The sequence below is a fragment of the Leclercia sp. 119287 genome, assembly GCF_009734485.1.
Lineage (GTDB): Bacteria > Pseudomonadota > Gammaproteobacteria > Enterobacterales > Enterobacteriaceae > Enterobacter > Enterobacter adecarboxylatus_C.
In genome coordinates, this window is the sequence record NZ_CP046445.1 from 3,026,015 (window position 1) to 3,052,433 (window position 26,419).

The following is a 26,419-nucleotide window of genomic DNA, read 5'->3' on the forward strand; positions in this document are numbered from 1 at the left end:
AAAAAAACCCGCCAAAGCGGGTAATTAAATTTTTGAGTTTTACGCGACATCTCCAGGATAAATGGCGTCATCGTATTGATATTTACCGGGATGGTACTGAATGGCTGTTACGCTACTGGTCCCGTCGCTACCCGGGGAAATTTCCCCAACCAGTGCTTCATATCCCACGCGGGAAGATGAGCAGAACAACAGGCGCGGCGGCTCAATATACGGGCTGTCCATATCCCACTCCTCCGGCGTCAGCGCGGCACTGTAAGGAATGCGCAGAGAGTAATCATCAATGCGCGCAGGAACCAACAGCGCCGATGCCCGGCCGTCCTGGTGTCGGACCACCACTCTTGGGTTTGGAAAGCTCCAGTCCGGCGGTTCGCTTAGCGTTAGCGTGATCGCTGTGCTGTCCCAGCTCATCTCAGTGATAAGGCAGCTAAGGGTCTGGCTGCCAGGAACGTCGTCAGCAAGAATGATGCGGTCCATAAACTGATAGCAAAGCGCATCCATTTCAGTGGTTGTAGTGTGCTGCAGGCGCTGCAGGCGGTAACCCAGCAGGCGGCGCATGCCTATACGGTACGCCCGGTCCTTATCCACCACACCCTCCAGTTTGTATTCCTCCACCTTCACTGGTGTAGGGTTCCCAGGCAACCGGCACTGAACAGTTTCTTCAGCCCATGTCGTGCCATTGATATAGGTGACATCGACCCCGTCGTAATCATCCTGACTCGGTGCCTTAAACGCGGTCTGCAGTTCTTCGGTAGTTTCCTGTGGGGTGATCATCCCCGTCCAGTTTTTCACCCCTTCACGCCCGGCGGACACCAGGCCATCTGACAGCATGAAGTAGCCCATCCCCGCCCCGGCGATGATCTTCAGCACTTCCAGTGCTGATTTACTGTCACCGGTTGCCCAGTCGAACGTCTCACCGCGGGGCGTCCAGTAGTTCTGCTCCAGCGTATCGATCGCTGTATGGTCAATCTGTTCAGGCTTAAAGCCGAGTGATTCGAGAACGTGGTACAGCGCCCCGCTGATCGTGCGTGAGGCATGCCCGTCATAAAGTCGGGTGGGAGTGACGTTTATACGCCGGTCTGACTGCGCAGCCAGGCGGTTAACCGGCTGCGTGACATAGTCCGGCCAGACGCGGTACCGTCCGAAGATTTCCCGTACCGGGTCGCCGAGTTTTGCCATGTTGGCTTTCGCCGGGTTGAGCTCAAGCTGGTCACCACTGCCGGGCTGACTGGCTGCCCCCGTCTGCATGGTGCTCATCATGTAAATCGAGTACGCTGCCGACGCGACGGCCACGCTGACGGCCACCCACAGCGCGATTTCCGCACCGGTACCGTACGGCACCGGATACATCCTTACATCGCTGTCGGGGCGAATGGCATACAACACCCACTCAGCCGGCGGCACCGGAACGCCGTCGATTTCAACCGCAACCGGGTGCTGCTGATACGGCGTCCAGCCCTCAACGTTCTTTGCAAACCAGGCGCTTAGCGTCAGGGTTTCATGATGGTGGGTTTCCAGCGGTTCGCCGGGCAACCGGGACGGATAGATTCGGATCGTCACTGATAGTACTCCACGCGAATAAACCGACGCGTAAACCGCGCCAGCGGCAGGAAGGTCACGTTAGTGCGGGGATTACACTCGGCGGCATGCAGCACACCGTCAATCTCCACGACGATGGCGACATGCGTCACCACTGAGCCGGAATAGCAGGCAATTCCCGCTCCCGGCGCAGGCGCGCAACGCTGCAGATCAGCCATCAGCCCGCGCGCCTCCCGGTCTAGACCGTTATCATCTTTTGTAATCCCGGCAAACTCAGGCCATGGAGCCAGTGCCAGATCTCGTCGTATTTCGTTAACGATGCCAAAGCAGTCGAGTGAGGGGAAAGCGCGGCCGCCCTTCTGCCACTCGACAGAACGGTATTTATCAGGATTAAACATGATGATTTCCTACTGGAGGTAACGAAGGCCTGGGAAGTCTGTCAGTGTGTATCGATAACGTGGCCACGACGTATCGAGAATGTTCATGTAACCGGCGGTGATCTGCACCTCCGTTGCTGTCCAGGAACCTTCTTTAATCGCGAGGGTGAACGGGGGGGCTGCGGGTGCTGACAGATCGGTGGAGACGTACCGGCGGAAAGTTAATGAGGCAGTGGAAAGATTGTCCAGTGCGTTGCGAATTGCGGTCGATACCACGCCATCGATATTGCTGATGGCGAATTTTAGATCCTGCGTGCCGTCGGAATTGCGCGCCGGCAATGCCACGTCGATTGCCGATCCGGTAAATGTCGCCTTACCGCCTGTTTCAAGCGTAACGGTAATATCGTCCCAGCCGCGGGTCAGCCAGTAGCTCTGACCGCCAACGGTGATCTGCAGCGTGTCCAGAATCACCTCATCGCCGCCGGATGCGTAAAGCCGGTTGAGAACTGCACTGGTCATGCTTCGGGCCACTCCTTATTCAGGGCTAGATCGATAATGTCAGAACCAGCCACCAGCTCGGGAAATAATCCCCAGCCAGGCGGTAGCAGCGGTCGCTCCCATAATTCAAGCTGAGCGCTGTAGCGCCAGTATTTCGGTGAAACTAACGTTGGGCCTTCATAGATATCAGTGAACCGACATTTAAAGGTTTGCTGGCAACCGAGTGGTGTTTGCAAATTCATCAAAAACCACGCGGCACCATCGGTGAGTACATCCCTGTACCATGATTCAAATAGCTGTGCCTGATTATCCTTTGGAAAAATCCAGTTCACAGTGGCGATCGTAGGAGTTGACGTATATTTCCTACGCTGCCGCGCGCGGCCTGATGTTGTTGCCGTTCTCTGTAGTGGACTGACAGGCTTAAATCCATATCCGTCCTGGAGTGGCATCGGCAGATAACCATGTGGGTACGATGCTAAGTCAGCCATTATCCTCGCCTCCTGTTCGGGTAAACGGACTGCAGGGCTCTGCCAAAATCGTTGTCGGGTTTAACAACCTGAGCGGCCATTTCTTTGCGAATCGAAACCACCAGTTGACGGTTTCGCTGGTCGATTGCCTCAAGCGTTGCATCATCAGGTTTTCCGGTAAATGAGTTCTGAATATTGAAAGTGCCACCGGCGTTGGCCTGCCGTGACTGTTGCACCCTCTCAAGGGTTGCATCGAGCTTGGCCGAAGTGCTGGCGGTAACCACTCGCTCTCCTTTTTGCAGCAGCCAGGTTCCTGTTTCCGGAACCCGGTCAATTCCATCGTGCGCCATCCCAGCGAGTGACTGACCTGCTATCAACGCCACTGACGCATAACCAACGGCGCGGATTGCTGTGGCCGCAGGGATCCCCATAATGAGCCCGCCTTCCGCCATAGCCTTGGTTGCTGCAAGTTCAGTGTTGATCACTGCCTGCGCCATTGCTGCCGCCTTACTGGCAATAAACAGTGTCTTATAGGCAAGGCTACCTTCCTGTCCGATATATGGGCCACTGAGCACCTCGACGCGGGAGGAAGCATGTACCTCAGGCCTGAAACGCATCCAGACGCGGATCGTTGCCTGAGCCATCTCCGCCCCACCTGACATTTGCTCTCTGCCGCTGATCCCTTTCACCTCTGCCGGAACCGGATCGCCACCACTCCATGACTCCACTGGCTGACCAGATGAATCCCGGGAGGTTGTGAAGTTCAGGATTCTAACTCTGTGCCTGAATCGTCCAGGTTCCATCAGGAGCCCTCCTCAGGTTCCGCTTTTCCGCGCCAGTTGCGATGAATAAACATCATTCGCTCAGCAGCAGCATTTTCGTAAAGCTGAACCTCGCTTTGTGCGGTCCGGTGTTCGAACATGTCAGCAAATACCAGGAGCACGGCTCCCTTAACCGCTGCCGGAATATCACCTGGCACCTTCCATGCTGGCTCGTCACACCATCGATAGCAGTAGTCAAAGGCTGCCTGGGCGTAAAGCGTGATCAGCTCGTCCCTGTCATCTTCTTCAAACTCTATCTGCTGCTTAAACAGGTTGAGGCCGATTACCTGCAGAACATCTATCGCCATACGTTAAAAGGGCGGATTACCCCGCCCTCCCCCATCATGAGCCAGAAGAGAAAGTGCCCTTGATGATTGCTGTCGGGCGATAGTGAGCCAGCGCCAGGCGTTCTTCACACAGGATGGTCAGCATGTTTTTCACGAAGTTGTCGCGGTCTTCGCGGCTGACTTCCACGGTAGCATCCATGCGATCCCAGACCTGAGACGCCATGTCGAAACCGCCGACGGTGAAGGTGCCGGCTGCCTGGGCCTTAGTCGGAACGACCGGGAGGCCCCACATGATGTTGCTGGTGAATGCCTGTGGGCCACCGAAGAGATAACGACCTTCGTTGTCCTTCAGCAGCGCGATGTTGTGCCAGTCGCGCGGGTTCAGGACGATGCCGGAGGCGCTGAACTCGGACTCAGTCACCTGATAAATAGCGTGAGCGATGATATCCGCGCGGGTATCGCCGGTGACATTCAATGCGGTGTCGTAGGCGGTTGCCACTTTGTTCAGGCCTTCCAGGTTATCCCCGCTGCCGTCACCGTTCAGCAGCTGGCCTTCTTCCTTCAGCGCCAGGCCGTACATGAGTCGGTTGTTGACGTAGGACTGCAGCATTGGCGCGTCGTCCATAACCTGACGGGATGCCTGTACCCAGTGAGCGATGGTCTTCACGTTCGCGGTCTGCTTGCTGAAGGTGATATCCGATTCAGGCTTCAGCGCCTTCTCAGCCACCACGTCGGCGTTATTGGTAAACACCTCTTCACGCACGTATTCCAGAGAGTTGCTGGAAATTCGGCCCTGCGCCAGCAGGTCACGAATGGTCAGGCGACGCACGCCGGGCATGATGATTCCCGGAACCTGCATCGGCTGGATCAGGCTGCCCGCTGAAGCTGAATCACTGCCGAGGGATTTGTTGAAGGTCTTCGCATCGAAACTACCTTTGCTGCCATTCCAGGACTTCTGCAACTCTTCAGCTGCACGCTCAGAGAAGGATTTCTTCTCACCTGGATTTTCGGCGCCGGAAGCCAGTTTCTGTTCCAGGTCGAAAAGACGGGTGCCGGATTTACTCAGCTCTTCCTGTACTTTCGCCAGGTCGGACTGCAGCTGTTTGGACACCATGCCGGTGCTTTCGATTTCTGCCTTCTGGGCATCGAAAAGCTGAGTCATTTTCAGCTGGGACTCTTCGATGGCTTTTTGAATTTGAGCGAGTTCAGACATAATTATTTTCCTAAATTAGAAGGGAAGGATTTGATGCTCTCAAGCAGAGCGTTGATTTGTGCTTCGTTTCCGTCGCCCTCGGACTCGCTCCGAATCGCTGACTTAAACCGGGCTATTAACCCAACTGCCTGTGATTTGGTGAGCCCGACTGAATCCCTCAGCCAGTTCTCCACATCACGAATGGTTTCGATGCCATCGACACTTTTCATGGCTGCAATGCCAGCCTGTTCGTTGGCCGGGAAGGTGCAGACGCTGATTTCGCGCAGCGCCTGGATATTCTTAAAAATGCGACCGGTGGGAATGATGGTGTAATCGTCTTTAGCAACCGAAAAACCAACCGACATCCCCTCAACCGTACCGTGCTGCATTGCCGCCTTAAGGTCAGTAGCGCCACTGTGCCCTGGCGTCAGTTGACCGCGCACATAGAGGCCTTTTTCGTCCTCGGCGAGGCTGTCCCACTTTCCAACCGGCAATTCCCATGTTTTGTGGTTGAAGAACATCGCCACTTTTCTGGTCTGGTTGGTCAGGGCGTTTTTGAAAGCGCCGGGCAGGATGATGTCGCCGTCGGAGTCGGTATTATTGAAAACAGAAGCGTATCCTTCGAAAACGCCCTGCTTCCCGTCACCGGTGAACTTGATTTCTGTCTCGTCGAAAGACAGCGTTTTTACAATCTCAGGCATCTCGGCCCCCATAAAAATTAAGCCCCGTCATTGCGGGGCTCTTTGTTGGTTCCTAAATCGGTGATCGGCACGTATTGCGACTGCCGCATTGCCACATCGCCGCCAGGTAGCGGCGGGAGGTTATCCGTTCGCCGCATCTCGTTGATCGTGCGAAGCCCTGCCTCTCCCATCGCCTTCATGAATGCAGCGCGGGAAGCAGAATCACCTCTCAACAGACCATCAAGATTGTGTTCAGCGTGAATGCGGCCAACGTCCTTCGCCGGGATCAGCCATCTCTGAATGCTGTTTTCCCAGCGCGAGATATAGGGCTGCAGGGTGTACTGCAGGAAGCCGAGATTCTGCTGCTCGATGCCCGATCCCCAGCTCGTTGACTTCTCAACGTCGCCAACAAGGTGAGGCGGTACGCCAAAGAATCGGGCCAGTTCGCTAACCTGGAATTTTCGGGACGCCATCATTTCGGCATCCTGAGGTGTCACGCCAATTGCCGAAGTAGAAAAGCCCGCTTCCAGAATCCAGAGGCGTTTTTTTACCGGGCCGCCGGCGATCTCTTTGAAGTTCTCTTCAACCTGAGAACGCTGCTGCTCAGTTAGCACCTTTTCGCCGGTAGAGAGGATTTGGGGCGATTTAGCGCCGTTCGCAAAGAAATCTCGCTGCTGATCTTCCATCGCCACCGCCACGCCTGCCGATTTACAGGCAAACGCGATGGGTGAGAGGCCGACCAGCCCGGTAAATCCGAAGCCTTTAAGGTGAAAAATGTCTTTCTGGGAAAAGTCCGCGTACTCGCTATCACGCTGATAGCGATAAACCACTTTTTTACCAACCAGCTTCACATCCATATTGGCGGACTGAAGCGGTATCAGGCTGATCACGTCACCCGCGCTGTTACGATCCACCAGCGCATATGCATTCCCGTAGAAACAAAGTTGCATCGTCATGGCCTCCCTGAACTCCTGGGCGGTCATGTACTGATTGGGGGAGTAGCGCAACAGACGAGCCAGCGGATTGCTCAAACCGACTTTTTTTCGGTTGTCGCTCGGGTCAGTCTCGAAGACATCCAGCGGAAGGCACGCAGTGAGTGTCGAAATCAGACTCACGCAGCGCCATACCGTCGATATTTGCAGTATCCGTTCATCGTTAATGGATGAATCGCCCAGGTGACCGTGGGCCGAAACTGGCCCCGTTTGAGAGCCCTGATTTGGGGTGACTAAACGCCCGCCGACAAACCAGGACTGCAGCCTTGCCCACCAGCCATTATTGGTTCGCAGGTCAATCGTGTATTTAGGTTCTTCCATCACATGCTCAGCGGTCGAAAAATGAAGTCCTCGAAGTCACCACCCTGTTCGGTAACTTCCCCATTGGCGGCACCAACGGACATTGTCATTGCGACCATGCCATCAATACGACCCGTTGCTTTTGATTTATCGAGTTTGCGGTTGCCGGCAGCATCTTTCACGATCACCGCATTCACGGCGCACATCGTTAAAACCGGGTGCATGCCATGCCTCACCCGCCCGTTAAGCATCAGCGATTCGAGGGTGTCCACTGCCGGGCCCATATCCTTAAAGCCCTGGCCGAACTCAACCAGAGGGAGGCTCAGCCCGATGGTGTCCGCCTCTTTCCTGAACTGGTCAATGCGCCAGCGGTCAAAGGCCATCGAGGTAATATCGAAATCACCGATAATTGCGGCGATATCAGCGACGACGAATGAATAATCGACAGACGCGCCGGGCGTCGTGCGTAAAATGCCTTCTCTGACCCAGACGTCATACGGCGCACGGTCTGTTTTAGTTCGTTCCTCAAGGGTCTTTTCGGGTGTCCAGAAGAAGGGGAAAACATCCCAGACACCATCTTCTGCCTCACCAGCAATGACCAGCGCCGTTAAATCGTTCCTGGCTGACAGATCCAGCCCGGCATACCATTTCCGTGCCGTGTTCTGCGGTATGCCGCCGCACAGCTCCCATACACTGCGGGATATGAACGGCGATACTGTAGACACGCGCTGGTTCAGGTTCAGGTTGCGGAAGGTGTTCTCGAAACTGGGCATGCGCCCCGCTTTTTCCGCCTGGCGCGCCATGTCTTTTTCAGACCTGAACGTACCAAGCGCCGGGTTAGCGGCAAGCCAGGATTCACGTTTACTGATATCCGCCTCTTTGGGGGCCTCGTAAACGTGACAGACGATGTGCGGATCTTTCGATTTAACTGCGTCATCTATCCAGATGCTCAGCAGGTCAGCATCGTTCGCCGCCTGGGTGCTGATAACAATCAGCAGCGGGCTTTCATGTGCGCCCTGAGCCGTGGTTATCGCGTCGATAAAATCATCCTGCGGCCCCCTTACCTGCCCGGTTTCATCCAGAATCGCAAGAATGGGAGAAAGGCCGTGTGTGGTTTTACCCTCAGCAGATAAAGCTTTGTACTCAACGTTACACGGCAACCCGATCAGCTTTTTGCCGCTGGGCGTGATGTGAACCAGCTCCTGCAGCTTCGGATTGAGGTTAACCATCTTCACTGCCAGGTTAAAAACAATGGCCGCCTGCTCCCGACTGAGGGCGCCGCTGACGATCTGCGTGTTCTGTACCGCTTCGGGTCCCACAAGATGCGCCAGCAGGATCCCGGCAATCAGCCCTGTTTTACCGTTTTTACGCGCGATGCTGAGGATCGCCATGTCCGTACCGGCCGGGTTGTCGTAAATCGACAGGATGAATGTTTTCTGAAAAGGGTCGAGCCGCATTGGCTGCCCGATTAGCTTGCCTTCAGGCACGATGCAAAAGCGCTCAATGAACGCTATTACGCGCTCACCTCGCGTCATAGTCTCTTATCCGTGTTTGGGAAAAGCGATCAGGTTGTCATCCTGGTCCTGATGCTCTGCTCGCGTGTCCCGGGCAGCGCGATCATTCTGGTTGCGTTTCTTCTGGTCGCGGCTTTCGCCGTTGGTTGCGTGGGAATGGATCTGGAGGTCACGTCGCTGTGCCAGGATGGTTCGCTGCAATTCTGGAATTTGCTTCCGCAGGTCTTTAATCAGGGCCTCGTTTCTGCCTTCACCGCGCACGCGCTCTTCTTTGCGCAAATCTCTGCGTAAAACGGTGATATAGAGCTGGTTATTTGCCAGTTCTACAGCGGCCAGAAGGTCGGCGGGTGTCCAGCTGTCCAGGGCTTTCGATCTGATATTGTCATGCCAGAATGGTTCGGCTTTTTTCTCCAAACCTGCATGGGACGGCGGATCGATGGTGTCCACTGCTGCATTATTCATGGCCTGAATCGCCGCCGCCGAACTGTCGGAGCGGGTTCGTTTATCTGCCATATGTCAACACCTTAAAACGGAAAAAATCGGGTTAGCGTTAAAATCAAACTTTGGCGGCGGTCATTTGGGGCAAAGGATTTGAAGATTTGATCCCCCCCCTACCCCTGATGCGATTCATTCTCATTTGATATAGTTGCAAATGAAATGATTTTACTTGTTCACATGTTCGAGGCCATCACATTGCAGCTCGGCACCAACCAGACCCAGTGCAATCACCGCCTCACCATCAGGGTAATCGGTCAGTAGCTGGCGAATAGCATTCTCAGCCTGTTTAACTTTCGCCTGGGTTTCTTCAGGCAGTGAGGCAATCAGGCCCTTAAACATCAGAATGGTTTGCTGGTCTTGTGTCATTACGTGCTCCAGTGAGACGCAGGATCGAGTGGGTAGCCGTTGGCATCACAGCCGATGACGGTGCCGCTCTTCTCCATTCTCTGCTTAGTTGAGTCGTGGTGGGCTTTGCACAGTGGCTGCCAGTTCTCTTTACTCCAGAACAGGTGCTGTGCCTTCGAGATGGCCAGCGGGTTACCCGACTTAAGCGCATCTTTAAGTTTGTGCGGTTCGATATGGTCAACCACCGTGGCCGCCGTTATGCGCCCCTGCTGCTCGCACATCACGCATAAGGGATGGAGTTGCAGGAAACGCAGGCGGGCTTTATCCCATCGACTGCCATATACGCGGGGCTCTTTACTCATGCCAGCCTCCATGCTCGGCGGCGTTCTGTCCTCGGCTCGTTGTCCGGGTGACGCTCAACTGTCGGCATATCAGCGTGATCCACCAGCGAGTAACAAGGGTAAATTACCCGGCCACCGAAAGCCTCACCGACGGCGTAATCAGCTGCCAGAGTTTTATTCCATGCACCAAGCATGCTCGCTAACCTGTCCGGAGGTGGACTATAGCAGACACCGTGAATCAACTTACTCATCACGATGTGATCACCACAGACGCGATCAGCATTCACCAGCATTCCGGCTATTTCTTTTTGATACTGCGGCGGTCGGCCGGTACCCAGATAAAAGCTCAGCATGTCGTCAGGGAAACGGGCCAGCCAGTCAGCCACCTTGTCAGCGAACCCGTGCACGGGTAGAGCATCGTCTTCCAGCACCACTACCCGACAGGATTGTTCGGCGGCCCATTCAAGCGCGCGCCGGTGATTCCAGTTCGCTCCGTGGTCACCATCATCAATCAGCAGGTGAGCACCTAGTATTGCAGAAAGCCAATGCGCGTTCCCTAAGCGTGAGTGGTGGCCGACCACCACATACTTGATACCTTCAGCCACCAGCTAATCTCCAATAAAAAAGCCGCGCGATGGCGGCTACTGTCTGAATATCAGGGTGTTACTTCGCTTTAACCCTGGTTAAGGTAAGCATTCAGCCCGTCAGTGGTGGGACACTGGCGAACCCATACTCAGAGGTATGGCTGATAGCCTCTGCTAAGGAAACCAAGTGGAAAAAGATAAAGCTCACGTAACAACAGAAACTGTGCATTACCGACTACAGTCTCTTGAAGCGGCTATTTCTTATGCTATTGCTTCAATTTCCCTTCAGATGCCAGCGGTTAAGTCAGATGTAGTCGATGCACTGAAGAGAGATGCATTAAATAATGGTGATTTACCAGCTGCACAGAAAGCTTTGAATGACCTTGCTAACCAGATCGACGCGATCAAGGTTTATCCGAAGAATTCATCTCATCACTAATTGTTGCGCTTTTGACAATACCCAAATTCAATGAATACTCCGCGGCCTGTTCCTGGGCCGCTTCTACAAGCTTAGCGATAACACTCTCAGCATGGCTTACCGCACGCAGCTTGTAACCTTCCAAGGTGAAATCTGGCGTGATGTCTTCACGATAAGGCACCATCAACAGTGCCTTCTTTTCGAGCTGTACTTTGACGTCCCCACCGATAAATTCAGTAGTTCTGCAGTTCAGCCCCTCTTCCGCAGCATAGCCACCAATGTTTAAGCTAAACGATTTATGAGTAGGAAACTCAACCTCATACGAAATCATAAGTCCTCCAGTTATTTATGCTTCCACCAGGCACTTTCTTTGCCGTAGCCATCAGTTTTGAAAACGGTGTGAACCTTAGGGCCTGTGACGATTCGATCACCGAATGACTTTGCAGCCATCCCGAAAGCACCCATGTCCACCAGCGTTGAGGGTGCTGACTCCATCTTCCAGAAGCGGTGGCTTTCAATCAGGTAATGCTGACGGATGATCCGGTGGGCGAACTCCATTACATCTTCACGGCTGCCACCAATCAGGCCAGCATTAAGCAGTTGATCGTTACGATACTTTTCGAGGAACTCGCTATAGGCTTTGCCGTGGTGATTGGCCTTCATCCACTCTTCGGCATACGTCTTGTGCTCGGAGCCAACGTAGATTTTACCTGCTTCCATTTCTGCCCAAGGTTCACGAAGCATCTCAACATCAGTACCGTCGGTACACCAGACGAAGCGATATTCAGGATGAGCTCTCAAGTACTGATAGATATGCAGCCAGCGAGCAAAGTATGGGCTCATGTTCAATGGAGGAACCGACTGCAGGGTTACACCTTCCGGCGCAGTAGTAAGCTCGTCTGCCAGCACCACAGCCTTAGCACCACTAATGGAACTGGCCCACGCCTGCAATAAGGCTGCATCGGCTGGCATCTTAACGTTGCGTTGCGGATCGGGCTGGTTTGTCAGGAGAGACGTGATAACAACATCATGCTGCTGTCGATAAGGTACATATGCTGTATAGCCACTATCCCGGCGGCCGCTGTAGATTATTGCATTTGCCTTCGCCAGACTCTCGCGTTCAGGCCGCGGTATTGAGCGCGTGCCCTCTTCATGCTCATCCATCGAATGAATCAGCTTTTCAGAGCCAGCAATATCAGCGAACGCCCAGGTCGATAACCCGGCGTTGTGAATGCGGAGGGCTAGATCTGGATGTTCATACATTCCGCGACCGTACACTTTATCAAAACCGCCTACCTTCTCTATCGCGCTGCGGTGGAAGTAGAGCATCACGCCGCGCTGACCGGTGTAAGCGATGTGCTTATCATCCCGATACAGCACAGCCATATCGTTCAGCTTATTGCGGCCAGCCAGATCGAGGAACTGGTAAGCCAGGTGCGGTTCTGGTGATTGGATGTAGGGCAGATGCCAGTTATCGGCAATCGGCCAGGCATCATCATCCCACAGGAAGAGATGCTCACATCCTGCATCCATAAGCGCGGTCAGGCTGGCGTTCTTCGAGGCGACAATGCCGAGCGATGATTCATGGCGAATCAGCTGCACGTTGTCAGGTACTACTGCTGCAGGTTTTGAGCCATCGTCGATCATCACCAGCAATGCACCAGCAGGCAGATGCTTCATGTGCTGCTCGAAAGATCGCTTAACAACTTCTGGTCGATTATGCGTTGTTATGGCGATGCCGATTCTTGGCTGATTGGCATCAGAGGGAACATAAGTTGTACCATCAATAATAACTTCCATAGTGACCTATAACCATGTCAGAGATTGTCGTAAACTAATCTTTCCCACACATTTGAAAAGGAATTAGTCATGGCTTTCAGCACCAAATGCCCTAAATGCGAATCGACCAGTTTTGAACTGGACATGAAAACCAAAGTATCAGGAAGTACTCACCAGTTTTACTTTGTACGTTGCTCAGGCTGTGGATGTGCTATATCAGCCATGAACTACAGGGAACATTTGTTAATTGATGAAATGGCGAAAAAAATGGGGATCAGATAGAAGGCAAATACGCAATCTTCACTCAGAAAATTGACCTCATTATCCCCTAGAGAGGATACTTATGTTTTAACCCTTTTAGGGGATAGCCATTATCAAGCCCACCAGCAGATGGGCTTTGTAATGGCTTAACAATCAGAGTCAGGGCGCGCTACAGCACGACAGGCCCACATACAGGCTTCCTGCATTTTGGTGCGAGCAATGGACAGGCAGCGCAGTGCGTCATTGCACTGGTCTTTAACTGGTCGCCGTATTTCGCTTCAAATGCCACAGGGCCAGCGTGCAACTCGTCGTGATGCTCTCTGCACAGAGGTATCACAAACAGGTCATGCGCCTTTGTACCCATTCCACCCTGCCCGTGGCCAATCAGGTGGTGGGGATCGTCTGCCGGGTTGTTACAGCACATACACTGCTGGGACTTAACCCAACGGGTGTACTTCTCATTTTCCCAGCGGCGGCGCTTGGGTTTCAGCATGAAAGATTCCGGGGTATCTGGATCAACCTTCACGGCCACTATCTTTTTTGCTTTCTCCTGCAGCAGTTCAACCGCTGGTAACGATGGAGTAATGTCACTTTCGCGCATTACTGATTGCATAGGTTCTGGCTGTAGCCTAAGAGCCTTAATGGCCATGCTTTCCGGGATAACATCTGCCAGGCCGTTCTTCACCAGCCACCAGCAGAACTCCGGCAGCGTAAGCACGTGGTCCTCACTGAAGCCAAGTTGACCGCTTACGGTCTTCAACAGCCAGGATACCAGGTTTTTACGGGCAATGCCTGCCAGCCTTTCAGTGGATTGATCACGCAACTGGTTATCACATCCCCAGCAAAGGAGGATGCTGCCGGGTTCGTGCCGCATGATGGTGAATTCGTCCGCGTGCCAGTCGTTATGAGGCCACTGACACTCAAGTTTTTTCATCAGCCAGGCATCAAGAACAGACAGGCCACCAGCGCGCTGGATCACCCTGGGGTTTTCGAAAACTGCCTGTAAGCTGGAATCCTCGGCCAGGGGCTGATGAGATTGTGGTAAGACTCCAGACGGCATATCTGCCAGCTGTTCGCCGGGAGTTTCGATCACAACGCGTCCCTGACGGAACAGCCACATCAACTCGGTTCCGGGCCGGAAGAGCACAACCCCGGCGATAGGTGCAATCTCAGGTGTAAGTAAAGCTCTCACGCCATCTGCCCCTTAGCGATATGCTCCGCCCAGAGGCCACCTACCCATCGCACACCCTTCGCCGTAAAGCGTGCCTGGCTAAACGCGTAGTTCGATGCATTGGTGGTGCCGGTCGCGGGTGGTGAAGTTGAAATCATGCAGCCGGCAGACAGTGCGTTGAACAGAGTCGATGCTGTAATCTGCGAAAGCATCTGCAATCTCACGACTGGTTAAGCCGGGGTTATCGGCAATAAACATTTCGAGTGTTTTCATCAGGCTCATGATTTTTATCCCCTGAAACCATGCGGAATTTTGCCGTAGTCGGTGTTTTTGAAGCTGGATTTGAATATTCCATCTTCGCGGGCCCATTCACCGTTAACGCGTTCTGGACGACCAGCTTTGTCCCAACTGTTTGCCGACTTCAGGTAGCCTGGGAACTTGGACGGCTGGAACAGCGTCTGTGGACGCAGATAGTCGGACATTTTCAGATCGTCACCCCACTTGGCGTTGCAGTAGTCCACCACCAGAGACAGCTCTTCTACCGTGAAACCTTCGCCAATTCGGGCACGGATGTTTTGCAGCGAGGTGGTTGAAACCTGATAACGGGAGTTGGTGACCTGGTTCAGGTGAACCAAAACCTGTTTCGCCTGATCGGTGATCAACACATCACGGTCGGGTTGCGACGCAACCGGACAAGAAGGGGTTTTATTCTCTGTAGTACTCTCTGTTGTATTCTCTGTAAGAACATCAGTGCATTTTGACCTGATGACAGCGGTTCGTTTTGACCCGATGGATCGTTTCACACTGACCTGTTCCATCGGTTCATTTTGACCTAATGGACGAGCGCATTTTGAACTCCTGGATTTAGTCACTTTGACCTCGTCTAAAAGCTCGCTTTCGTAGTTGATTGTGTAGTAGTTCGTCATGTCGCGCTGGGACTTGTTCAACTGCTCAATTTTGAGCACGCCGAGAGTCTTCAGGCGGGTGAAGGTGCGCTTCAGGGTGGACTCCGACCAGAACGGGAACTGCTCCAGCCACTGCTCGTTGGTGTTATAGATCCAGCGCACGCCGTCGCGCTCCAGGCCGGAGTTTGTCTCTTTCAGCCAGTAGTTCACCTGCTGCAACGCAATCGCCTCATTGAGGCCAATGCTGTACGCAAGGTCAGGGTTTATCACTATTGGCCGGGATGGCATTAGCAGGCTCATGGCAGTCCTTTAACTCTGTAAATTTGCGCTGGAATTGCTCAAGAGGGCTGAAGCACTCATGCTCGTAGCCGTCGCGCAGGTATATAACGCGTCGACTCTCTGGCTCCCACCGGATAACTCGAACCGGGACGCCGTAGTGGTCCCTGAACCTGCGATCAAGCTCTGGCATAAGACCTCCGCTTTTCGACGCCATACCCCCACGATTGCCATTGCCCTACTGTGGTTACACGGAACCCAGCGGCCTGATACCATGCGCTCATACCGAAACGACGAGGCCCCATGCACTGGAACGCCACGTAGTTGCGGCAGACGGTGATTTACCGTTAAACTGTTCATGCGTTAGTTTCTCCACTGATACGACACGCCAAGGGGCCCGGAGCTGCACACTCGCGGGCCTCACCCATTTCTGGAAGGCAATAAACACGGGAAATAAGATTCAGGAACGTCATGAGAGTGACCCTGAATTGATATGCGATATCGTTAAGGCTCTGCCATTCGCCTTTATCAACTACGCCGTCTTCAATGTAATGGCGGTATGCATTGACTAACTCGCCAAGCCGACCCACCAGCTCAGCCAGTTTCAGGCCTATCTCTTCGTTTTCATCATCAGGCACCGCACCGGGAACATGAATTCCGTTATCGGTTTCACGTGAGAATGCATCAGCGATGTAACTCACACCGGCAGCGCTCTGTAGCACCATTGCCCACCCGAGAGGAAATATTTGATCCCCTCCATCACGGAGACGGTTGAATAGAGAATTTTGCGTCTCACGCAGAATTTCAGCAGCTTCGGCGTAGCCGCCAGGTAGCGCTGCAATCGTCTTCCTGATTGCAGCCACCAGCCAGGCGGGTTGCTTTTCAACTTTCCATTTAGGCTCTATACCCACGGTTAACCCCTTGATCCTGTGGTTACTATTTAGATTGAGAATTGATAGCTTTGTGGTAAAAGGAGGAATCGTATTTCAACTTCCCCTTCGTTAGCCTTTCGATGTAGAGAGCTTGCTTTTCAGGGATCACCACCCCCCACTGACAAACCGCACTGTGGGTTACGCCAAGCGCTACAGCAGTTTTTGAAATGCCGCCGTAATAATTTACGACTATGCCTTTTAACATTTTTTGCCCCTCAATAGTTAGCATTCTTACATCGTATATGGACAGCATGCTTACGTCAATTAAATGTAAGATTGCTAACATGAAATACGAGGAGATTTTATGGACACCGTTGGCAGCAGACTGAGATTTAGGCGAAAGCAAAAAAAACTCACTCAGCGTGATGTGGCTAAGTGGGCTGGAGTCAGCGCGTCCGCAGTAACTCAGTGGGAGAGCGACCTCACTAAACTATCAGGGGAGAACTTGATACTTGTGTGTAAATGCCTTCTTTGCTCTCCGGAGTGGTTGGTGTTCGGAACTGGAGACATTGAAAACGGCATCAACATTAATCTCATTTCAGCAAGAGAAGTTCCTTTAATATCTTGGGTTCAGGCAGGTAACTGGACGGAAGTAATTGGCAACCCAAGCAACGAACTAGTGAAGACCACCAGGAAGCTTTCAGATTCTGCTTTTGCTCTTCGTGTAAAAGGCGACTCAATGACCTCAAGCCTCGAACTTAGCATCCCTGAAGGATCAATAGTAATAGTTGAGCCAGAGTATGGGTTTGTTGATCAGGCCAATGGAAAAATCGTGGTCGCACAAACTGTTTCTGGTGGTGAGGCAACGCTGAAGAAGCTCGCAATTGACCCTCCATATTCGTACCTAATACCATTGAACCCAGCTTTCAAGCCCATAGAAGTAAATCAAGATACGAACTTAATCGGCATAGTGAAGCAGATAATCATAGATCTCTAACTTTCAATCTCGCTCACAAACCCGCTCACCGCGGGTTTTTTTGTGCTCGCGAAATAAAAGTAAGCAAACTTACAAAATAAACTTGACTACAAATGTAAGAAGTCTAATATCTAACTTATCAACAGCGAACATTTCGGGACAGCCATGAAGATAGAGCTAGTAGTTGACGGGCAAGTTACTGCCGAATGCAGCGATGAGGCACAGTTTTTGGTATTTCAAGCTGCCGTTTTTAGTGCTCTTTCGGGCATGCAACTTACCCTTCAAGCGGAGCGAAGAGCGAGAGCAAAATCAAAAATGGATACCTTCAACGAGAAGTTTTTTAAAACGGATCCCGCGGGTCGCAATTAAGCGAATCAAGAAGCTTAATGGTCTGATAGGTGATGGCCTCCTGTTTAACAGTGCTTCCTGTATTTGAAAGTTGATCGCGTAGTAATTGTATTTGGTTGTGCAAATCATCTGAGAGTGGGCCCTCATTGGCACATATTGCAGCTGAAATGGTCTTAACCGCAGCCTCAATAGCGGAGAGTCTTAACTCAACAATATCGTTATTCATAGATTTACCGTCTTGGTTGTGTGAGAACTCCAAGAATACCACCGAGCCTGACGTGGTGAAAAGACAGGCACTTTTGCAGTACGGCATATGGCACATGTGTCGCAGCGGTCCGGCAGGGTTCCTTTAAGCTACTTTCCATGCCGGGTAGCCGGAATGTGCAAGCCAGGCACGAACGACAGTCAGAGACGTTTCACCAGCGTGGCGGTTAGGTGTGACACCTCGGAAGAGACGAGGATATCAGCCATTCACTTTAAGCATCGCGACGGGTGCTTAGCGGGACTGGAAGAGTTACCACTTGGAGACGGTCCTAATAAATGTCCTGGACAGTGGCGCTGACGACGGAGCGATAACCGAAGGTCGAATGCCCGACTGAAGGCAGTGACAGATCGGAAGTAGACGTCCCATCGTGGCAAACAGGGGAAGCACGATGACAGCCGGGAAAGACCAGCATAAGGGTTTCATGTACCGGAACACATGATGACGCGGGGAAAGAGCCGTGACAGGAGGGAAGTAGACCCCACGAACACAACAGGTCAGAGCATTTAGGGGACGGTATCTGCTTAGCAGACTGACGATAGAACCGGAGATAGTGCTCTAACCGTTGTGGAAGTAGATTTTCAGCTTGGTACCTGAAGCGAAGAAGAAGTTGGAAGTCTCCGGCTGGTTACCGGCCACAACCCCATCACGTAGCCAGCGTGGTAACCCGTAGTAACGAAAGCTGTGTGTAGTCTTGGCGGTCGGTAGTTGTGAATGTACTTAATGCCGACCGCCCATTTTCACAGCTGAAAGCGCATTCCTTAATCCATCAGTTATGGGTGACAGGTGTGAAACGTTGGAGTGCGCTTCCAGCTGTGTGGAGAACTAACCGGCGATGGCAGTCGCCCGCTTCATTAAGCGCCCTACCCTGGGTGCTTATTAAAGCGAACCCAAAATATTTTCATCGCCGTCAGGCGCGGGATTCGTGCAACCAAAATTCAGCGGATTTTCCACTGGAGGACTGATGAACCACCTCGAATTTATTGAGAAAAACGTTAAGGAACTGCTGATTAAACAAGGCTTTTCCTCTTCGGTGGCTCAGGGGGGGGCATGGCAAGCGATTGATTTATATAAACGTATGTCGCAAGCCAGCAAGAAAGGAGCAATTTTCGATGATGTGATGCGGCATGCGAAAGCCTGGGCAGACAAGCAGGTAACAAAAGCTGAAATCACTAAGCGAAAACGCACCTCCCCAAAAGACCAAGGCGGCCTCTTTTAAGTTGTAAGGCCAAAAATTCAGCGTCGTGCAGGACGCTTATATAACGGAGAAACTAACCATGACGAACGCACAGACCGTCACCGAGTTACAACCACGCATGACCAGAGAGCAGTTGATCGACGCTGCTCGTAAAGCGGCCCCTCTCCTTCCCCCGGCATATCGCGGGATCATGACCGAACTGGCTAACCGCCTGGATATCTCCAGTGTGGCGCTTTGCGAGGCAATGCAGCAGCGCTCCGTTCTGGCTATCGAAAACACCCTCCTTCGTGATGATGTTACCTGCTGGGCTAAAGAGTGTGATCGCATTGTCGAGCGTCACACCAAGAAGCGCACCAATATGCATCTGCTGGAAGCTCAGCGAGAGCTGCGAGAACTTACGCCTGTTACTGACTCTGTGATTAAAGAGTTTAAATCCAATGCCGTTGATGAACTGGCCATCCTGTACCGCAAGTTTGCCGATGAAAAAGGCTGTTCGGTAAACATACAATGCAGTTACAGACTCACTGCTGAACGAGCAGAAAGTTATGCTGCATACATTCGTCGTGAAGAGAAAGCTGGCGAGGATGTTAACAATGGCTAACTCATTCAAGCAGATGTCCCGAGACGGGACTATCAAGCGAACTGATAGCTGGCCATAAAAATGCGTCACAGACTGCACGCTATGACAGAAAAATCCCTATCGTTCCAGTAGTCGGGGGGCAGTAATGCCCTCTTCATATGGTGAAAACGAATGGCGAAAGAATGGCGAATGGCGAAATTTAGGCAATAAAAAACCACCTTTCGGTGGTTTATACGACACTGCTTATCATTGATTTTATTCTTCTTTTCCCATGGTAGCCGGAGTGGGACTTGAACCCACACAGCGCGAACGCCGAGGGATTTTAAATCCCTTGTGTCTACCGATTCCACCATCCGGCCTCGGGAAGAAAGTGGAGGCGCGTTCCGGAGTCGAACCGGACTAGACGGATTTGCAATCCGCTACATAACCGCTTTGCTAACGCGCCTTAAATCTTTTGTCTTGCGACTGACACCCGCTATTGCGACTGTCTTAAATTTGGAGCGGGAAACGAGACTCGAACTCGCGACCCCGACCTTGGCAAGGTCGTGCTCTACCAACTGAGCTATTCCCGCAATCATCAAGTCATTGTGCTAATCACTTGATTTTGTTATCGACTAACGAACCGTGCCGTCGTTCGATGCGTTGCATTCTACTTACCTGACGCTTTGAGTCAACGTTATTTTTCTTAACTCAAGATCGTTTGCTGAAAATTACGGCGAAACGATCACTGATCAAGCAAATCGCCGCGTGCAGCGTTCAAATATTGCAACATTGACCAGAGCGTCAGCACTGCCGCGACCATAAACAAGCCGATACCAGCCCACTCCACCCACTCGTTAGGACGCCACAGCATCCACACCAGCGCCGCCATCTGCGCGGTGGTTTTCACCTTGCCGATCCAGGAGACCGCCACGCTGCTGCGTTTACCCAGCTCGGCCATCCACTCGCGCAGGGCCGAGATGATAATTTCACGGGCAATCATGGTGGCGGCAGGCAGTGTCACCCACCAGCTGTGATAATGCTCCACCACCAGCACCATGGCGATGGCGACCATCACCTTATCAGCTACCGGGTCGAGGAAGGCGCCAAAACGGGTGCTCTGGTTCCAGCGACGCGCCAGATAGCCGTCAAACCAGTCGGTCACAGCCGCGACAAAAAAGATCAGGGCACAGGCAAAAGGCGCCCAGACGAACGGCAGGTAAAACGCCAGCACAAAGAAAGGGATAAGGACGACGCGGAAAAGCGTTAACAACGTAGGGATGTTTAATCGCATAGTGACGGTAACTGTTTGTTGTCAGTAATTATTAGCCCTATGTTGCTACAGAGCCCTCAATGTTTCAACGAGTAGTAGATCTTTTCTGCCAGCCCCTGCGAAATACCCGGCACTTTTGCAATTTCCTCCACGCTGGCGTTGAGTAATCCTTGCAAACCGCCCATGTATTTCAGCAGCATCTGGCGACGCTTTGGCCCGACCCCTTCGATCGTTTCCAGCGTACTGGTGTTTTTGACCTTTGCCCGTTTCTTACGATGGCCGCCGATCGCATGATCGTGCGACTCGTCGCGAATATGCTGGATCACATGCAGCGCGGGTGAATCCGGCGGCAGGCTAAAGCCCTCCCCTTCCGGTTCCAGGAACAGCGTTTCCAGCCCGGCTTTACGGTCGGTCCCTTTGGCCACGCCCAGCAATAGCGGATGATGCTTATCCCAGGGGACATCCAGCTCGGCAAACACCGATTTTGCCTGGCCGAGCTGCCCTTTACCACCGTCAATGACGATAACGTCCGGGATCTTACTCTCTTCAATGGCTTTGCCGTAGCGACGGCGTAACACCTGATTCATTGCGGCGTAGTCATCCCCGGGGGTGATACCGGTAATGTTGTAGCGACGGTACTCCGCGCGCAGCGGCCCGTTGGCATCGAACACCACGCAGGAGGCAACGGTCTGCTCACCCATCGTGTGGCTGATGTCGAAACACTCCATCCGTTTCACTTCCGGCAGCTGCAGCGTGGTCGCCAGCGCGGCAAGACGCTGATGAACGGTGGACTGCTGAGACAGTTTGGTGCTCAGTGCCGTCGCCGCGTTCGTGCGCGCCAGCTTAAGGTAACGGGCCCGATCGCCACGCGGTTTGGTCTGAACGTTCACCCGACGACCTGCCAGCTCCGACAGGGAATCGGACAGCAGCGTCTTATCGCTCAAATTAAAATCGAGCAAAATTTCCGACGGCAGGGTTCGCATCTGGCTGCCCTGCAAATAGAACTGGCCGACAAAGGTCTCCACCACTTCGCCCAGCTCGGTGCCGCCCGGCACTTTCGGGAAGTAGCTGCGGCTGCCCAGCACCTTGCCCTGACGGATAAACAGCACATGCACGCAGGCCATGCCTGCATCAAAGGAGACGCCAATCACGTCCAGGTCATCGCCGGTATTGGAGACAAACTGTTTTTCCGTGACCCGACGTACGGCCTGGATCTGATCGCGGATCCGCGCCGCCTCTTCAAAGTTCAGCGCCTGGCTGGCCTTCTCCATGCGGGCAATCAGCTGGGTCAGGACCTGATCGTCTTTACCGGCGAGGAACAGGCGCACATATTCTACCTGCTGCGCATACTCCTCTTCGCTGACCAGCCCTTCCACACAGGGCCCGAGGCAACGACCAATCTGATACTGCAGACAAGGGCGGGAGCGGTTGCGGTAGACGCTGTTTTCGCACTGGCGAATCGGGAAGATTTTTTGCAGCAGCGCCAGCGTTTCCCGCACGGCATAACCGTTAGGGAACGGGCCGAAGTACTCGCCTTTCGCATGTTTAGCGCCGCGATGGGTCGCCAGACGCGGATGGGTGTCGCTGCTGAGAAAGATAAACGGATAGGATTTGTCATCGCGCAGCAGCACGTTATAACGCGGCTGATAGAGCTTGATGTAGTTATGCTCCAGCAACAGCGCTTCGGTCTCCGTGTGGGTCACAGTGACATCGATCTGCTGGATCTGAGCGACCAGCGCTTCTGTTTTGCGGGAGGCAAGATTGCTGCGGAAATAGCTGGAAAGTCGCTTTTTGAGATCTTTCGCTTTTCCGACGTAGATAACCGTCCCGCCGGCGTCATACATCCGGTAGACGCCTGGCTGGCTAGTAACAGTTTTCAGGAAAGCACTGGATTCAAACACATCACTCACTGACTAATTAGGGTCTCGGCATTGCACAGACCATGACGGATGGCCAGGTGAGTGAGTTCAACGTCGCCATGTATGTTCAGTTTACTGAACATACGGTAGCGGTAGCTGTTCACCGTTTTCGGGCTGAGATTAAGCTGCTCGGAGATCTCATTCACCTTTTGGCCTTTGGTAATCATCAGCATAATCTGCAATTCGCGCTCAGACAAACTGGCAAAGGGTGATTCGGTCTTTTCTGGCTCAATCTGGCTGAGTGCCATCTGCTGTGCAATATCAGAAGCGATATAGCGCTGCCCGGAAAATACGGAGCGGATCGCATTAACCATCTCCTGGGGAGCTGCGCCTTTGCTTAAATAGCCAGCAGCGCCAGCCTGCATTACTTTTGCAGGAAGGGGATTTTCAGTATGAACCGTCAGCATGATCACTTTGGTATCAACAAAGGATCGCGCGATTTTGCGCGTCGCTTCCAGGCCGCCGATGCCGGGCATGTTCATGTCCATCAGGACAACGTCAGCGCTATTCGACCGGCACCATTTTACGGCATCTTCACCGCAGCAGGCCTCACCAGCGACTTTAATACCTTTAATATCTTCAAGAATGCGTCGTATCCCTGCGCGCACCAGTTCGTGGTCATCAACAAGAAGGACGTTGATCAAAGGAAATTCTCCAGAATAGGGATAACGGCTACAGACAGTTAATTCGGCATATATTAACGGTTTTTATCCGAAACTGAAAACGTTAAAAAAAGCATGGCTTCGACAATGCTCTCTTTTTTGGAAATTAAGTTGTACATCAACTGGAAACGGAAGCCTTGCGCGATGCGCCTTCGGCCACTTTTTTTAGGCGGATGTTTTCAAAAACTTACAAAGTTTAAGCACTCTATTAATGCTGTTAAAATACACCTTTTAAATTTGTAACAATAATTAACTTCCATCCTACCTTCGTTAAACAATTAACCCACACTAAAGTCTTAGAAAATTCAGCGTTAATGTTTGTTCAATTGAATAAACAAAACGGGAGAAAGTACAAAAAACAAGCACTGCGTTTTTCCTGACGGCTTGTGATATACTCCGCCGCCTTAACTTTGATCTATGCGCTTAAGCGCTGTTTTTATCACGAGGAAAATAAATGAGCACACCTGATTTCGCCACTGCGGAGAATAATCAAGAACTGGCACAGGAAGTCTCCTGTCTGAAATCCCTGCTGACCCTGATGCTGCAGGCGATGGGTCAGGCGGACGCCGGCCGTGTGATCATTAAGATGGAACGCCAGATTGCCCAGATGGAAGACCAGGCTCAGGCCGAGGTATTTTCCAGCACCGTTAAGCAGATCAAGCAAGCTTACCGTCAATAAAACAAAAACGGCTGAACGCAGTGCATTCAGCCGTTTACTCGCCTGCCACGCAGAACAGAAGTGTAGTCAGATAATCCCCGTCGCTGCCGCATAGCACGCTATCTGCGTCTTGTTCGGCGCATTGAATTTCTTCTGCATATTTTTCTGATGGAAGTTCACCGTATTTTCAGAAATAGAAAGAATGATGGCTATTTCTGCGGATGTTTTCCCTTCCGCCGTCCATTTCAGAATCTCTTTCTCGCGCTTGCTGAATTTCATCTCCGGTGGCATCACCATTTCATGTTCCAGCCGTAGCAGCGTGGTCAACGCCAGTTGCACCAGAATTTGCAGACGCAATTCAACCACTTCACCCGCCATAAGGTTCACGGACAGACTGGTACTGGAGACCGACAGAAATCCCATTGCATGATTAGGCAGCATCAGGCACTGGGTGATCCCTTTACGCAGCCCGTGGTCGCGCGCGCCGTCCCATAACGGTTGCGCCTCTGCAAATAAGGCATCGTTCCAGGGTAAATGCCCGTGAACGAAATTCTCGGGTTTGAGCACCGGATCGATGGTAAAGAAATTTTCTGCGTGATACTGGGCCATCCACTGTTGCGGATAGGTCGAATGTACCGAGACTTTAGGCCGCGTGAAAGGTACCGGATGACGAACGCAGAGGGAAAAGAAATCGTACCCCAGGTTCTGAGTTTGTCGCTGAAGTTCGGGATATACCTCGTCGGCAGAAGTCATCTCCTGAAAACGGAGGAAGCATTCCCGTCGCCATGTGAAAAAATCTAAATCCTTCATACTGACCGAATTAAGCCCCTGTAAAAGATAATCATTATTATGGATTCTTAAACTAACACATAAATCTTATTTATATGTATAAAATATCGACCCAACGATAATTATCTACACATTTTATACACTTAGGGCGGTTAAGACGGGATAAAATCAGGATGGCATTCATAGCGTGGGTGAATATATTGCTCCGGCGTTTAATTCCGGAGCAATTGAGAACAAATATGCTACTGCATGAGGAATTTTTCGAGGAATTGCCGGGTGCGCGGCTGCTGAGGATCGGCAAACAATGATTTTGCCGGCCCCTGCTCAACGATACGCCCCTGATCCATAAATATGGCCCTGTCCGCCACGTCGCGGGCAAAACTCATCTCGTGGGTGACGATCACCAGAGTACGCTTTTCCTGCGCCAGCTGACGAATGGTGTTCAGCACTTCCCCCACCAGCTCCGGATCCAGCGCCGACGTCGGTTCATCAAAGAGGATCACGTCAGGACGCATCGCCAGCGCGCGGGCAATCGCCACCCGCTGCTGCTGCCCGCCGGAAAGACGACGCGGGTAGCTGCTCTCCTTGCCGGACAGCCCTACCTTCGCCAGCAGCTCGCGGGCGCGGGCGGTGGCCTCCTCTTTCGGTTCGCCTTTGACAATCACCGGCCCTTCAATGATGTTCTCCAGTACCGTGCGATGTGGAAACAGATTAAAGCTCTGGAAGACGAAGCCAACGTGCTGACGCAGGCGGCGGATCAGTCCCTTTTGCTGGCTCAGCGACCTGCCGGTATCAATGGTGATCTCCCCCACGCGGATGGTGCCGCCTTCCGGGTGTTCCAGCAGGTTGATACTGCGCAGCAGCGTGGTTTTACCGGAGCCGCTTGGCCCGATGATCGCCACCACTTCGCCCTCCTGCACTTCCAGGTCGATCCCGTGCAACACCGTCTGGCCGTGAAATTTCTTCACCAGGTTTTTAACGTCGATAGCACTCATTTCGGATCACGCTCCTGGCGGTTAAGCTGGTTTTCAAAATAGTTTTGCAGCGCCGACAGTACCGTCGCCATCACCCAGTAAATGAGCGAGGCGGCCAGGTACATGGTGAAAACCTCCAGCGTGCGCGAGGTGATCAGCTGCGCCTGGCGGAACAGCTCCGGCACCTGAATGGTGGCCGCCAGCGAGGTGTCTTTCACCAGGCTGATAAAGCTGTTGCTCAGCGGCGGCAGCGCCACCCGTGCGGCCTGGGGCAGGATTGCCCGGCGCAGGGTTTGCCATGGGGTCATGCCGATACTGGCTGCAGCTTCCCACTGCCCTTTTTCAATAGAGGAGATCGCCGCGCGCAGGGTTTCCGCCGCATAGGCAGCAGTATTAAGCGACAGACCGATCATTGCCGCCGGGATGGGATCCAGCTCAATGCCAAACTGCGGCAGGCCGTAGTAAATCATGAAAAGCTGGGCAATCAGCGGCGTGCCGCGGAAGATAGAAATATAAAAACGCGCCAGCCAGCGCACGGGCAGCAGAGGCGACAGTCGCATCAGCGCCAAAACAAAGCCCAGCAGCAGCCCAAAGAACATCCCGCCAATACTCAGTTGCAGCGTAAACACCGCACCTTTCAGCAGGTAAGGCAACGAATCCATCACCAGTTGAATACTTTCTTGCATT

The 26,419-nt window shown here is 52.8% G+C and carries 33 protein-coding genes, 3 tRNA genes and 3 pseudogenes; 6 read left to right on the plus strand and 33 right to left on the minus strand.

Annotated elements, in window-relative coordinates; translation table 11 throughout:
- Positions 1-39: 39 nt before the first annotated feature.
- From GNG27_RS14590 to GNG27_RS14660, 14 genes and pseudogenes are all read right to left on the minus strand, one after another.
- The gene (locus GNG27_RS14590) at positions 40-1,557 is read right to left on the minus strand and encodes a host specificity factor TipJ family phage tail protein (protein WP_156264115.1); all 1,518 of its coding nucleotides are present in this window, start codon (positions 1,555-1,557) and stop codon (positions 40-42) included.
- Positions 1,554-1,934, minus strand: a complete 381-nt coding sequence (locus GNG27_RS14595; RefSeq protein WP_156264116.1) for a nitrite transporter — start codon at positions 1,932-1,934, stop codon at positions 1,554-1,556. The genes GNG27_RS14590 and GNG27_RS14595 overlap by 4 nt, the downstream gene beginning before the upstream one ends.
- Positions 1,935-1,943: 9 nt before the next feature.
- Positions 1,944-2,432: a DUF1833 family protein gene (locus GNG27_RS14600; RefSeq protein WP_156264117.1), complete on the minus strand. Its 489-nt coding sequence runs from the start codon at positions 2,430-2,432 to the stop codon at positions 1,944-1,946.
- On the minus strand, positions 2,429-2,899 hold the full coding sequence (locus tag GNG27_RS14605; RefSeq protein WP_156264118.1) for a hypothetical protein: 471 nt from the start codon (positions 2,897-2,899) through the stop codon (positions 2,429-2,431). The genes GNG27_RS14600 and GNG27_RS14605 overlap by 4 nt, the downstream gene beginning before the upstream one ends.
- Before the next feature lie 527 nt (positions 2,900-3,426).
- Positions 3,427-3,681: pseudogene (locus GNG27_RS23895) on the minus strand (phage head closure protein); the annotation flags it as partial.
- Positions 3,681-4,007, minus strand: coding sequence for a head-tail connector protein (locus GNG27_RS14620; RefSeq protein ID WP_156264119.1), 327 nt, complete (start codon positions 4,005-4,007; stop codon positions 3,681-3,683). The gene GNG27_RS14620 and the pseudogene GNG27_RS23895, both read right to left, overlap by 1 nt.
- Before the next feature lie 34 nt (positions 4,008-4,041).
- Entirely contained in the window at positions 4,042-5,199 is a 1,158-nt protein-coding gene (locus tag GNG27_RS14625; protein ID WP_156264120.1) for a phage major capsid protein, read from the minus strand.
- 2 nt (positions 5,200-5,201) lie between these two features.
- Positions 5,202-5,879 carry an HK97 family phage prohead protease gene (locus GNG27_RS14630; RefSeq protein ID WP_156264121.1) on the minus strand — a complete coding sequence of 226 codons (678 nt, stop codon included), beginning with the start codon at positions 5,877-5,879 and terminating at the stop codon, positions 5,202-5,204.
- Positions 5,880-5,896: 17 nt separating this feature from the next.
- Positions 5,897-7,171: a phage portal protein gene (locus GNG27_RS14635; RefSeq protein ID WP_156264122.1), complete on the minus strand. Its 1,275-nt coding sequence runs from the start codon at positions 7,169-7,171 to the stop codon at positions 5,897-5,899.
- Positions 7,171-8,685: a terminase large subunit gene (locus GNG27_RS14640; RefSeq protein WP_156264123.1), complete on the minus strand. Its 1,515-nt coding sequence runs from the start codon at positions 8,683-8,685 to the stop codon at positions 7,171-7,173. The genes GNG27_RS14635 and GNG27_RS14640 overlap by 1 nt, the downstream gene beginning before the upstream one ends.
- A 6-nt stretch (positions 8,686-8,691) precedes the next feature.
- The gene (locus GNG27_RS14645) at positions 8,692-9,177 is read right to left on the minus strand and encodes a hypothetical protein (RefSeq protein WP_063922244.1); all 486 of its coding nucleotides are present in this window, start codon (positions 9,175-9,177) and stop codon (positions 8,692-8,694) included.
- Between the two features lie 150 nt (positions 9,178-9,327).
- Complete coding sequence (locus GNG27_RS14650; RefSeq protein ID WP_103856713.1) at positions 9,328-9,528, minus strand: hypothetical protein; 201 nt, start codon at positions 9,526-9,528, stop codon at positions 9,328-9,330.
- Positions 9,528-9,869 carry an HNH endonuclease signature motif containing protein gene (locus tag GNG27_RS14655; protein ID WP_156264124.1) on the minus strand — a complete coding sequence of 114 codons (342 nt, stop codon included), beginning with the start codon at positions 9,867-9,869 and terminating at the stop codon, positions 9,528-9,530. The genes GNG27_RS14650 and GNG27_RS14655 overlap by 1 nt, the downstream gene beginning before the upstream one ends.
- Entirely contained in the window at positions 9,866-10,453 is a 588-nt protein-coding gene (locus GNG27_RS14660; protein WP_370462875.1) for a hypothetical protein, read from the minus strand. Before GNG27_RS14660 ends, GNG27_RS14655 begins: the two co-directional genes overlap by 4 nt.
- A 166-nt stretch (positions 10,454-10,619) precedes the next feature.
- Here GNG27_RS14660 and GNG27_RS14665 point away from each other — a divergent pair, with 166 nt between their 5' ends.
- Positions 10,620-10,871, plus strand: coding sequence for a hypothetical protein (locus GNG27_RS14665; protein WP_156264126.1), 252 nt, complete (start codon positions 10,620-10,622; stop codon positions 10,869-10,871).
- Here the strand turns inward: GNG27_RS14665 and GNG27_RS14670 are convergent.
- The 9 genes and pseudogenes from GNG27_RS14670 to GNG27_RS14705 form a co-directional block, all read right to left on the minus strand.
- Positions 10,837-11,181: a hypothetical protein gene (locus tag GNG27_RS14670; protein WP_156264127.1), complete on the minus strand. Its 345-nt coding sequence runs from the start codon at positions 11,179-11,181 to the stop codon at positions 10,837-10,839. The genes GNG27_RS14665 and GNG27_RS14670 overlap by 35 nt on opposite strands.
- 11 nt (positions 11,182-11,192) lie before the next feature.
- Complete coding sequence (locus GNG27_RS14675) at positions 11,193-12,650, minus strand: glycosyltransferase family 2 protein (RefSeq protein WP_156264128.1); 1,458 nt, start codon at positions 12,648-12,650, stop codon at positions 11,193-11,195.
- 409 nt (positions 12,651-13,059) lie between these two features.
- Positions 13,060-14,082, minus strand: a complete 1,023-nt coding sequence (locus tag GNG27_RS14680) for a DUF968 domain-containing protein (protein ID WP_156264129.1) — start codon at positions 14,080-14,082, stop codon at positions 13,060-13,062.
- Positions 14,079-14,195: pseudogene (locus GNG27_RS23740) on the minus strand (phage regulatory protein/antirepressor Ant); the annotation flags it as partial. The pseudogene GNG27_RS23740 and the gene GNG27_RS14680, both read right to left, overlap by 4 nt.
- Positions 14,161-14,343 carry a helix-turn-helix domain-containing protein gene (locus tag GNG27_RS14685; protein ID WP_156264130.1) on the minus strand — a complete coding sequence of 61 codons (183 nt, stop codon included), beginning with the start codon at positions 14,341-14,343 and terminating at the stop codon, positions 14,161-14,163. The pseudogene GNG27_RS23740 and the gene GNG27_RS14685, both read right to left, overlap by 35 nt.
- A gap of 5 nt (positions 14,344-14,348) precedes the next feature.
- Entirely contained in the window at positions 14,349-15,266 is a 918-nt protein-coding gene (locus tag GNG27_RS14690; RefSeq protein ID WP_156264131.1) for a conserved phage C-terminal domain-containing protein, read from the minus strand.
- A complete protein-coding gene (locus tag GNG27_RS14695; RefSeq protein ID WP_156264132.1) occupies positions 15,223-15,435 on the minus strand; it encodes a DUF4222 domain-containing protein in 213 nt (70 codons plus the stop codon). The genes GNG27_RS14690 and GNG27_RS14695 overlap by 44 nt, the downstream gene beginning before the upstream one ends.
- Before the next feature lie 163 nt (positions 15,436-15,598).
- The gene (locus GNG27_RS14700; protein ID WP_156264133.1) at positions 15,599-16,153 is read right to left on the minus strand and encodes a YmfL family putative regulatory protein; all 555 of its coding nucleotides are present in this window, start codon (positions 16,151-16,153) and stop codon (positions 15,599-15,601) included.
- A 25-nt stretch (positions 16,154-16,178) separates the two neighbouring features.
- Complete coding sequence (locus tag GNG27_RS14705) at positions 16,179-16,379, minus strand: Cro/CI family transcriptional regulator (RefSeq protein WP_156265153.1); 201 nt, start codon at positions 16,377-16,379, stop codon at positions 16,179-16,181.
- A gap of 99 nt (positions 16,380-16,478) precedes the next feature.
- Here GNG27_RS14705 and GNG27_RS14710 point away from each other — a divergent pair, with 99 nt between their 5' ends.
- A complete protein-coding gene (locus GNG27_RS14710; protein WP_156264134.1) occupies positions 16,479-17,111 on the plus strand; it encodes a LexA family transcriptional regulator in 633 nt (210 codons plus the stop codon).
- A 319-nt stretch (positions 17,112-17,430) separates the two neighbouring features.
- Here GNG27_RS14710 and GNG27_RS14715 read toward each other — a convergent pair whose 3' ends face one another.
- Positions 17,431-17,664, minus strand: a complete 234-nt coding sequence (locus tag GNG27_RS14715) for a hypothetical protein (protein WP_156264135.1) — start codon at positions 17,662-17,664, stop codon at positions 17,431-17,433.
- Between the two features lie 1,000 nt (positions 17,665-18,664).
- Here GNG27_RS14715 and GNG27_RS14720 point away from each other — a divergent pair.
- The 3 genes and pseudogenes from GNG27_RS14720 to GNG27_RS23745 all read left to right on the plus strand — a co-directional run.
- Positions 18,665-18,919 carry a hypothetical protein gene (locus GNG27_RS14720; RefSeq protein ID WP_156264136.1) on the plus strand — a complete coding sequence of 85 codons (255 nt, stop codon included), beginning with the start codon at positions 18,665-18,667 and terminating at the stop codon, positions 18,917-18,919.
- A gap of 58 nt (positions 18,920-18,977) precedes the next feature.
- Positions 18,978-19,499: a hypothetical protein gene (locus GNG27_RS14725; protein WP_231600402.1), complete on the plus strand. Its 522-nt coding sequence runs from the start codon at positions 18,978-18,980 to the stop codon at positions 19,497-19,499.
- Between the two features lie 38 nt (positions 19,500-19,537).
- A pseudogene (locus tag GNG27_RS23745) lies at positions 19,538-19,624 on the plus strand (integrase); the annotation flags it as partial.
- 126 nt (positions 19,625-19,750) lie between these two features.
- Here GNG27_RS23745 and GNG27_RS14730 read toward each other — a convergent pair.
- The 6 genes from GNG27_RS14730 to uvrY form a co-directional block, all read right to left on the minus strand.
- Positions 19,751-19,837, minus strand: a tRNA-Leu gene (locus tag GNG27_RS14730).
- Positions 19,838-19,849: 12 nt separating this feature from the next.
- Positions 19,850-19,923: transfer RNA gene (locus GNG27_RS14735), tRNA-Cys, on the minus strand.
- Positions 19,924-19,974: 51 nt separating this feature from the next.
- A tRNA-Gly gene (locus GNG27_RS14740) sits at positions 19,975-20,050 on the minus strand.
- A gap of 152 nt (positions 20,051-20,202) precedes the next feature.
- Complete coding sequence (gene pgsA / locus GNG27_RS14745) at positions 20,203-20,751, minus strand: CDP-diacylglycerol--glycerol-3-phosphate 3-phosphatidyltransferase (protein ID WP_032612063.1); 549 nt, start codon at positions 20,749-20,751, stop codon at positions 20,203-20,205.
- 56 nt (positions 20,752-20,807) lie between these two features.
- Positions 20,808-22,640, minus strand: coding sequence for an excinuclease ABC subunit UvrC (uvrC, locus tag GNG27_RS14750; protein WP_142486286.1), 1,833 nt, complete (start codon positions 22,638-22,640; stop codon positions 20,808-20,810).
- Positions 22,637-23,293 (minus strand): UvrY/SirA/GacA family response regulator transcription factor, encoded by a 657-nt coding sequence (gene uvrY, locus GNG27_RS14755; RefSeq protein ID WP_142486287.1) that lies wholly within the window; start codon positions 23,291-23,293, stop codon positions 22,637-22,639. Before uvrY ends, uvrC begins: the two co-directional genes overlap by 4 nt.
- Positions 23,294-23,765: 472 nt before the next feature.
- Between uvrY and GNG27_RS14760 the strand changes: the two genes are divergently transcribed.
- Positions 23,766-23,990, plus strand: a complete 225-nt coding sequence (locus GNG27_RS14760) for a DUF2594 family protein (protein WP_103180123.1) — start codon at positions 23,766-23,768, stop codon at positions 23,988-23,990.
- Between the two features lie 66 nt (positions 23,991-24,056).
- On the opposite strand, the gene sdiA is transcribed toward GNG27_RS14760, so the two are convergent.
- From sdiA to tcyL, 3 genes are all read right to left on the minus strand, one after another.
- Positions 24,057-24,779: a transcriptional regulator SdiA gene (sdiA, locus tag GNG27_RS14765; protein WP_142486288.1), complete on the minus strand. Its 723-nt coding sequence runs from the start codon at positions 24,777-24,779 to the stop codon at positions 24,057-24,059.
- A gap of 221 nt (positions 24,780-25,000) precedes the next feature.
- Positions 25,001-25,753 carry an L-cystine ABC transporter ATP-binding protein TcyN gene (gene tcyN / locus GNG27_RS14770; protein WP_142486289.1) on the minus strand — a complete coding sequence of 251 codons (753 nt, stop codon included), beginning with the start codon at positions 25,751-25,753 and terminating at the stop codon, positions 25,001-25,003.
- Positions 25,750-26,418, minus strand: a complete 669-nt coding sequence (gene tcyL, locus GNG27_RS14775) for a cystine ABC transporter permease (protein ID WP_142486290.1) — start codon at positions 26,416-26,418, stop codon at positions 25,750-25,752. Before tcyL ends, tcyN begins: the two co-directional genes overlap by 4 nt.
- Between the last annotated feature and the right edge of the window lies 1 nt (position 26,419).

Excerpts from the sequence above, each read along its gene's own strand:
- GNG27_RS14715 (WP_156264135.1), bottom strand. The coding sequence starts at position 17,664 with ATGAATAACGATATTGTTGAGTTAAGACTCTCCGCTATTGAGGCTGCG.
- tcyN (WP_142486289.1), bottom strand. The coding sequence starts at position 25,753 with ATGAGTGCTATCGACGTTAAAAACCTGGTGAAGAAATTTCACGGCCAG.
- GNG27_RS14675 (WP_156264128.1), bottom strand. The coding sequence starts at position 12,650 with ATGGAAGTTATTATTGATGGTACAACTTATGTTCCCTCTGATGCCAAT.
- GNG27_RS14650 (WP_103856713.1), bottom strand. The coding sequence starts at position 9,528 with ATGACACAAGACCAGCAAACCATTCTGATGTTTAAGGGCCTGATTGCC.
- GNG27_RS14670 (WP_156264127.1), bottom strand. The coding sequence starts at position 11,181 with ATGATTTCGTATGAGGTTGAGTTTCCTACTCATAAATCGTTTAGCTTA.
- GNG27_RS14620 (WP_156264119.1), bottom strand. The coding sequence starts at position 4,007 with ATGGCGATAGATGTTCTGCAGGTAATCGGCCTCAACCTGTTTAAGCAG.
- GNG27_RS14725 (WP_231600402.1), top strand. The coding sequence starts at position 18,978 with ATGACGAACGCACAGACCGTCACCGAGTTACAACCACGCATGACCAGA.
- GNG27_RS14720 (WP_156264136.1), top strand. The coding sequence starts at position 18,665 with ATGAACCACCTCGAATTTATTGAGAAAAACGTTAAGGAACTGCTGATT.
- pgsA (WP_032612063.1), bottom strand. The coding sequence starts at position 20,751 with ATGCGATTAAACATCCCTACGTTGTTAACGCTTTTCCGCGTCGTCCTT.
- GNG27_RS14640 (WP_156264123.1), bottom strand. The coding sequence starts at position 8,685 with ATGACGCGAGGTGAGCGCGTAATAGCGTTCATTGAGCGCTTTTGCATC.
- GNG27_RS14600 (WP_156264117.1), bottom strand. The coding sequence starts at position 2,432 with ATGACCAGTGCAGTTCTCAACCGGCTTTACGCATCCGGCGGCGATGAG.
- GNG27_RS14605 (WP_156264118.1), bottom strand. The coding sequence starts at position 2,899 with ATGGCTGACTTAGCATCGTACCCACATGGTTATCTGCCGATGCCACTC.
- sdiA (WP_142486288.1), bottom strand. The coding sequence starts at position 24,779 with ATGAAGGATTTAGATTTTTTCACATGGCGACGGGAATGCTTCCTCCGT.
- GNG27_RS14595 (WP_156264116.1), bottom strand. The coding sequence starts at position 1,934 with ATGTTTAATCCTGATAAATACCGTTCTGTCGAGTGGCAGAAGGGCGGC.
- GNG27_RS14695 (WP_156264132.1), bottom strand. The coding sequence starts at position 15,435 with ATGCCAGAGCTTGATCGCAGGTTCAGGGACCACTACGGCGTCCCGGTT.
- GNG27_RS14645 (WP_063922244.1), bottom strand. The coding sequence starts at position 9,177 with ATGGCAGATAAACGAACCCGCTCCGACAGTTCGGCGGCGGCGATTCAG.
- GNG27_RS14705 (WP_156265153.1), bottom strand. The coding sequence starts at position 16,379 with ATGTTAAAAGGCATAGTCGTAAATTATTACGGCGGCATTTCAAAAACT.
- GNG27_RS14710 (WP_156264134.1), top strand. The coding sequence starts at position 16,479 with ATGGACACCGTTGGCAGCAGACTGAGATTTAGGCGAAAGCAAAAAAAA.
- GNG27_RS14655 (WP_156264124.1), bottom strand. The coding sequence starts at position 9,869 with ATGAGTAAAGAGCCCCGCGTATATGGCAGTCGATGGGATAAAGCCCGC.
- GNG27_RS14625 (WP_156264120.1), bottom strand. The coding sequence starts at position 5,199 with ATGTCTGAACTCGCTCAAATTCAAAAAGCCATCGAAGAGTCCCAGCTG.
- GNG27_RS14690 (WP_156264131.1), bottom strand. The coding sequence starts at position 15,266 with ATGAGCCTGCTAATGCCATCCCGGCCAATAGTGATAAACCCTGACCTT.
- GNG27_RS14760 (WP_103180123.1), top strand. The coding sequence starts at position 23,766 with ATGAGCACACCTGATTTCGCCACTGCGGAGAATAATCAAGAACTGGCA.
- GNG27_RS14630 (WP_156264121.1), bottom strand. The coding sequence starts at position 5,879 with ATGCCTGAGATTGTAAAAACGCTGTCTTTCGACGAGACAGAAATCAAG.
- GNG27_RS14685 (WP_156264130.1), bottom strand. The coding sequence starts at position 14,343 with ATGAGCCTGATGAAAACACTCGAAATGTTTATTGCCGATAACCCCGGC.
- tcyL (WP_142486290.1), bottom strand. The coding sequence starts at position 26,418 with ATGCAAGAAAGTATTCAACTGGTGATGGATTCGTTGCCTTACCTGCTG.
- GNG27_RS14635 (WP_156264122.1), bottom strand. The coding sequence starts at position 7,171 with ATGGAAGAACCTAAATACACGATTGACCTGCGAACCAATAATGGCTGG.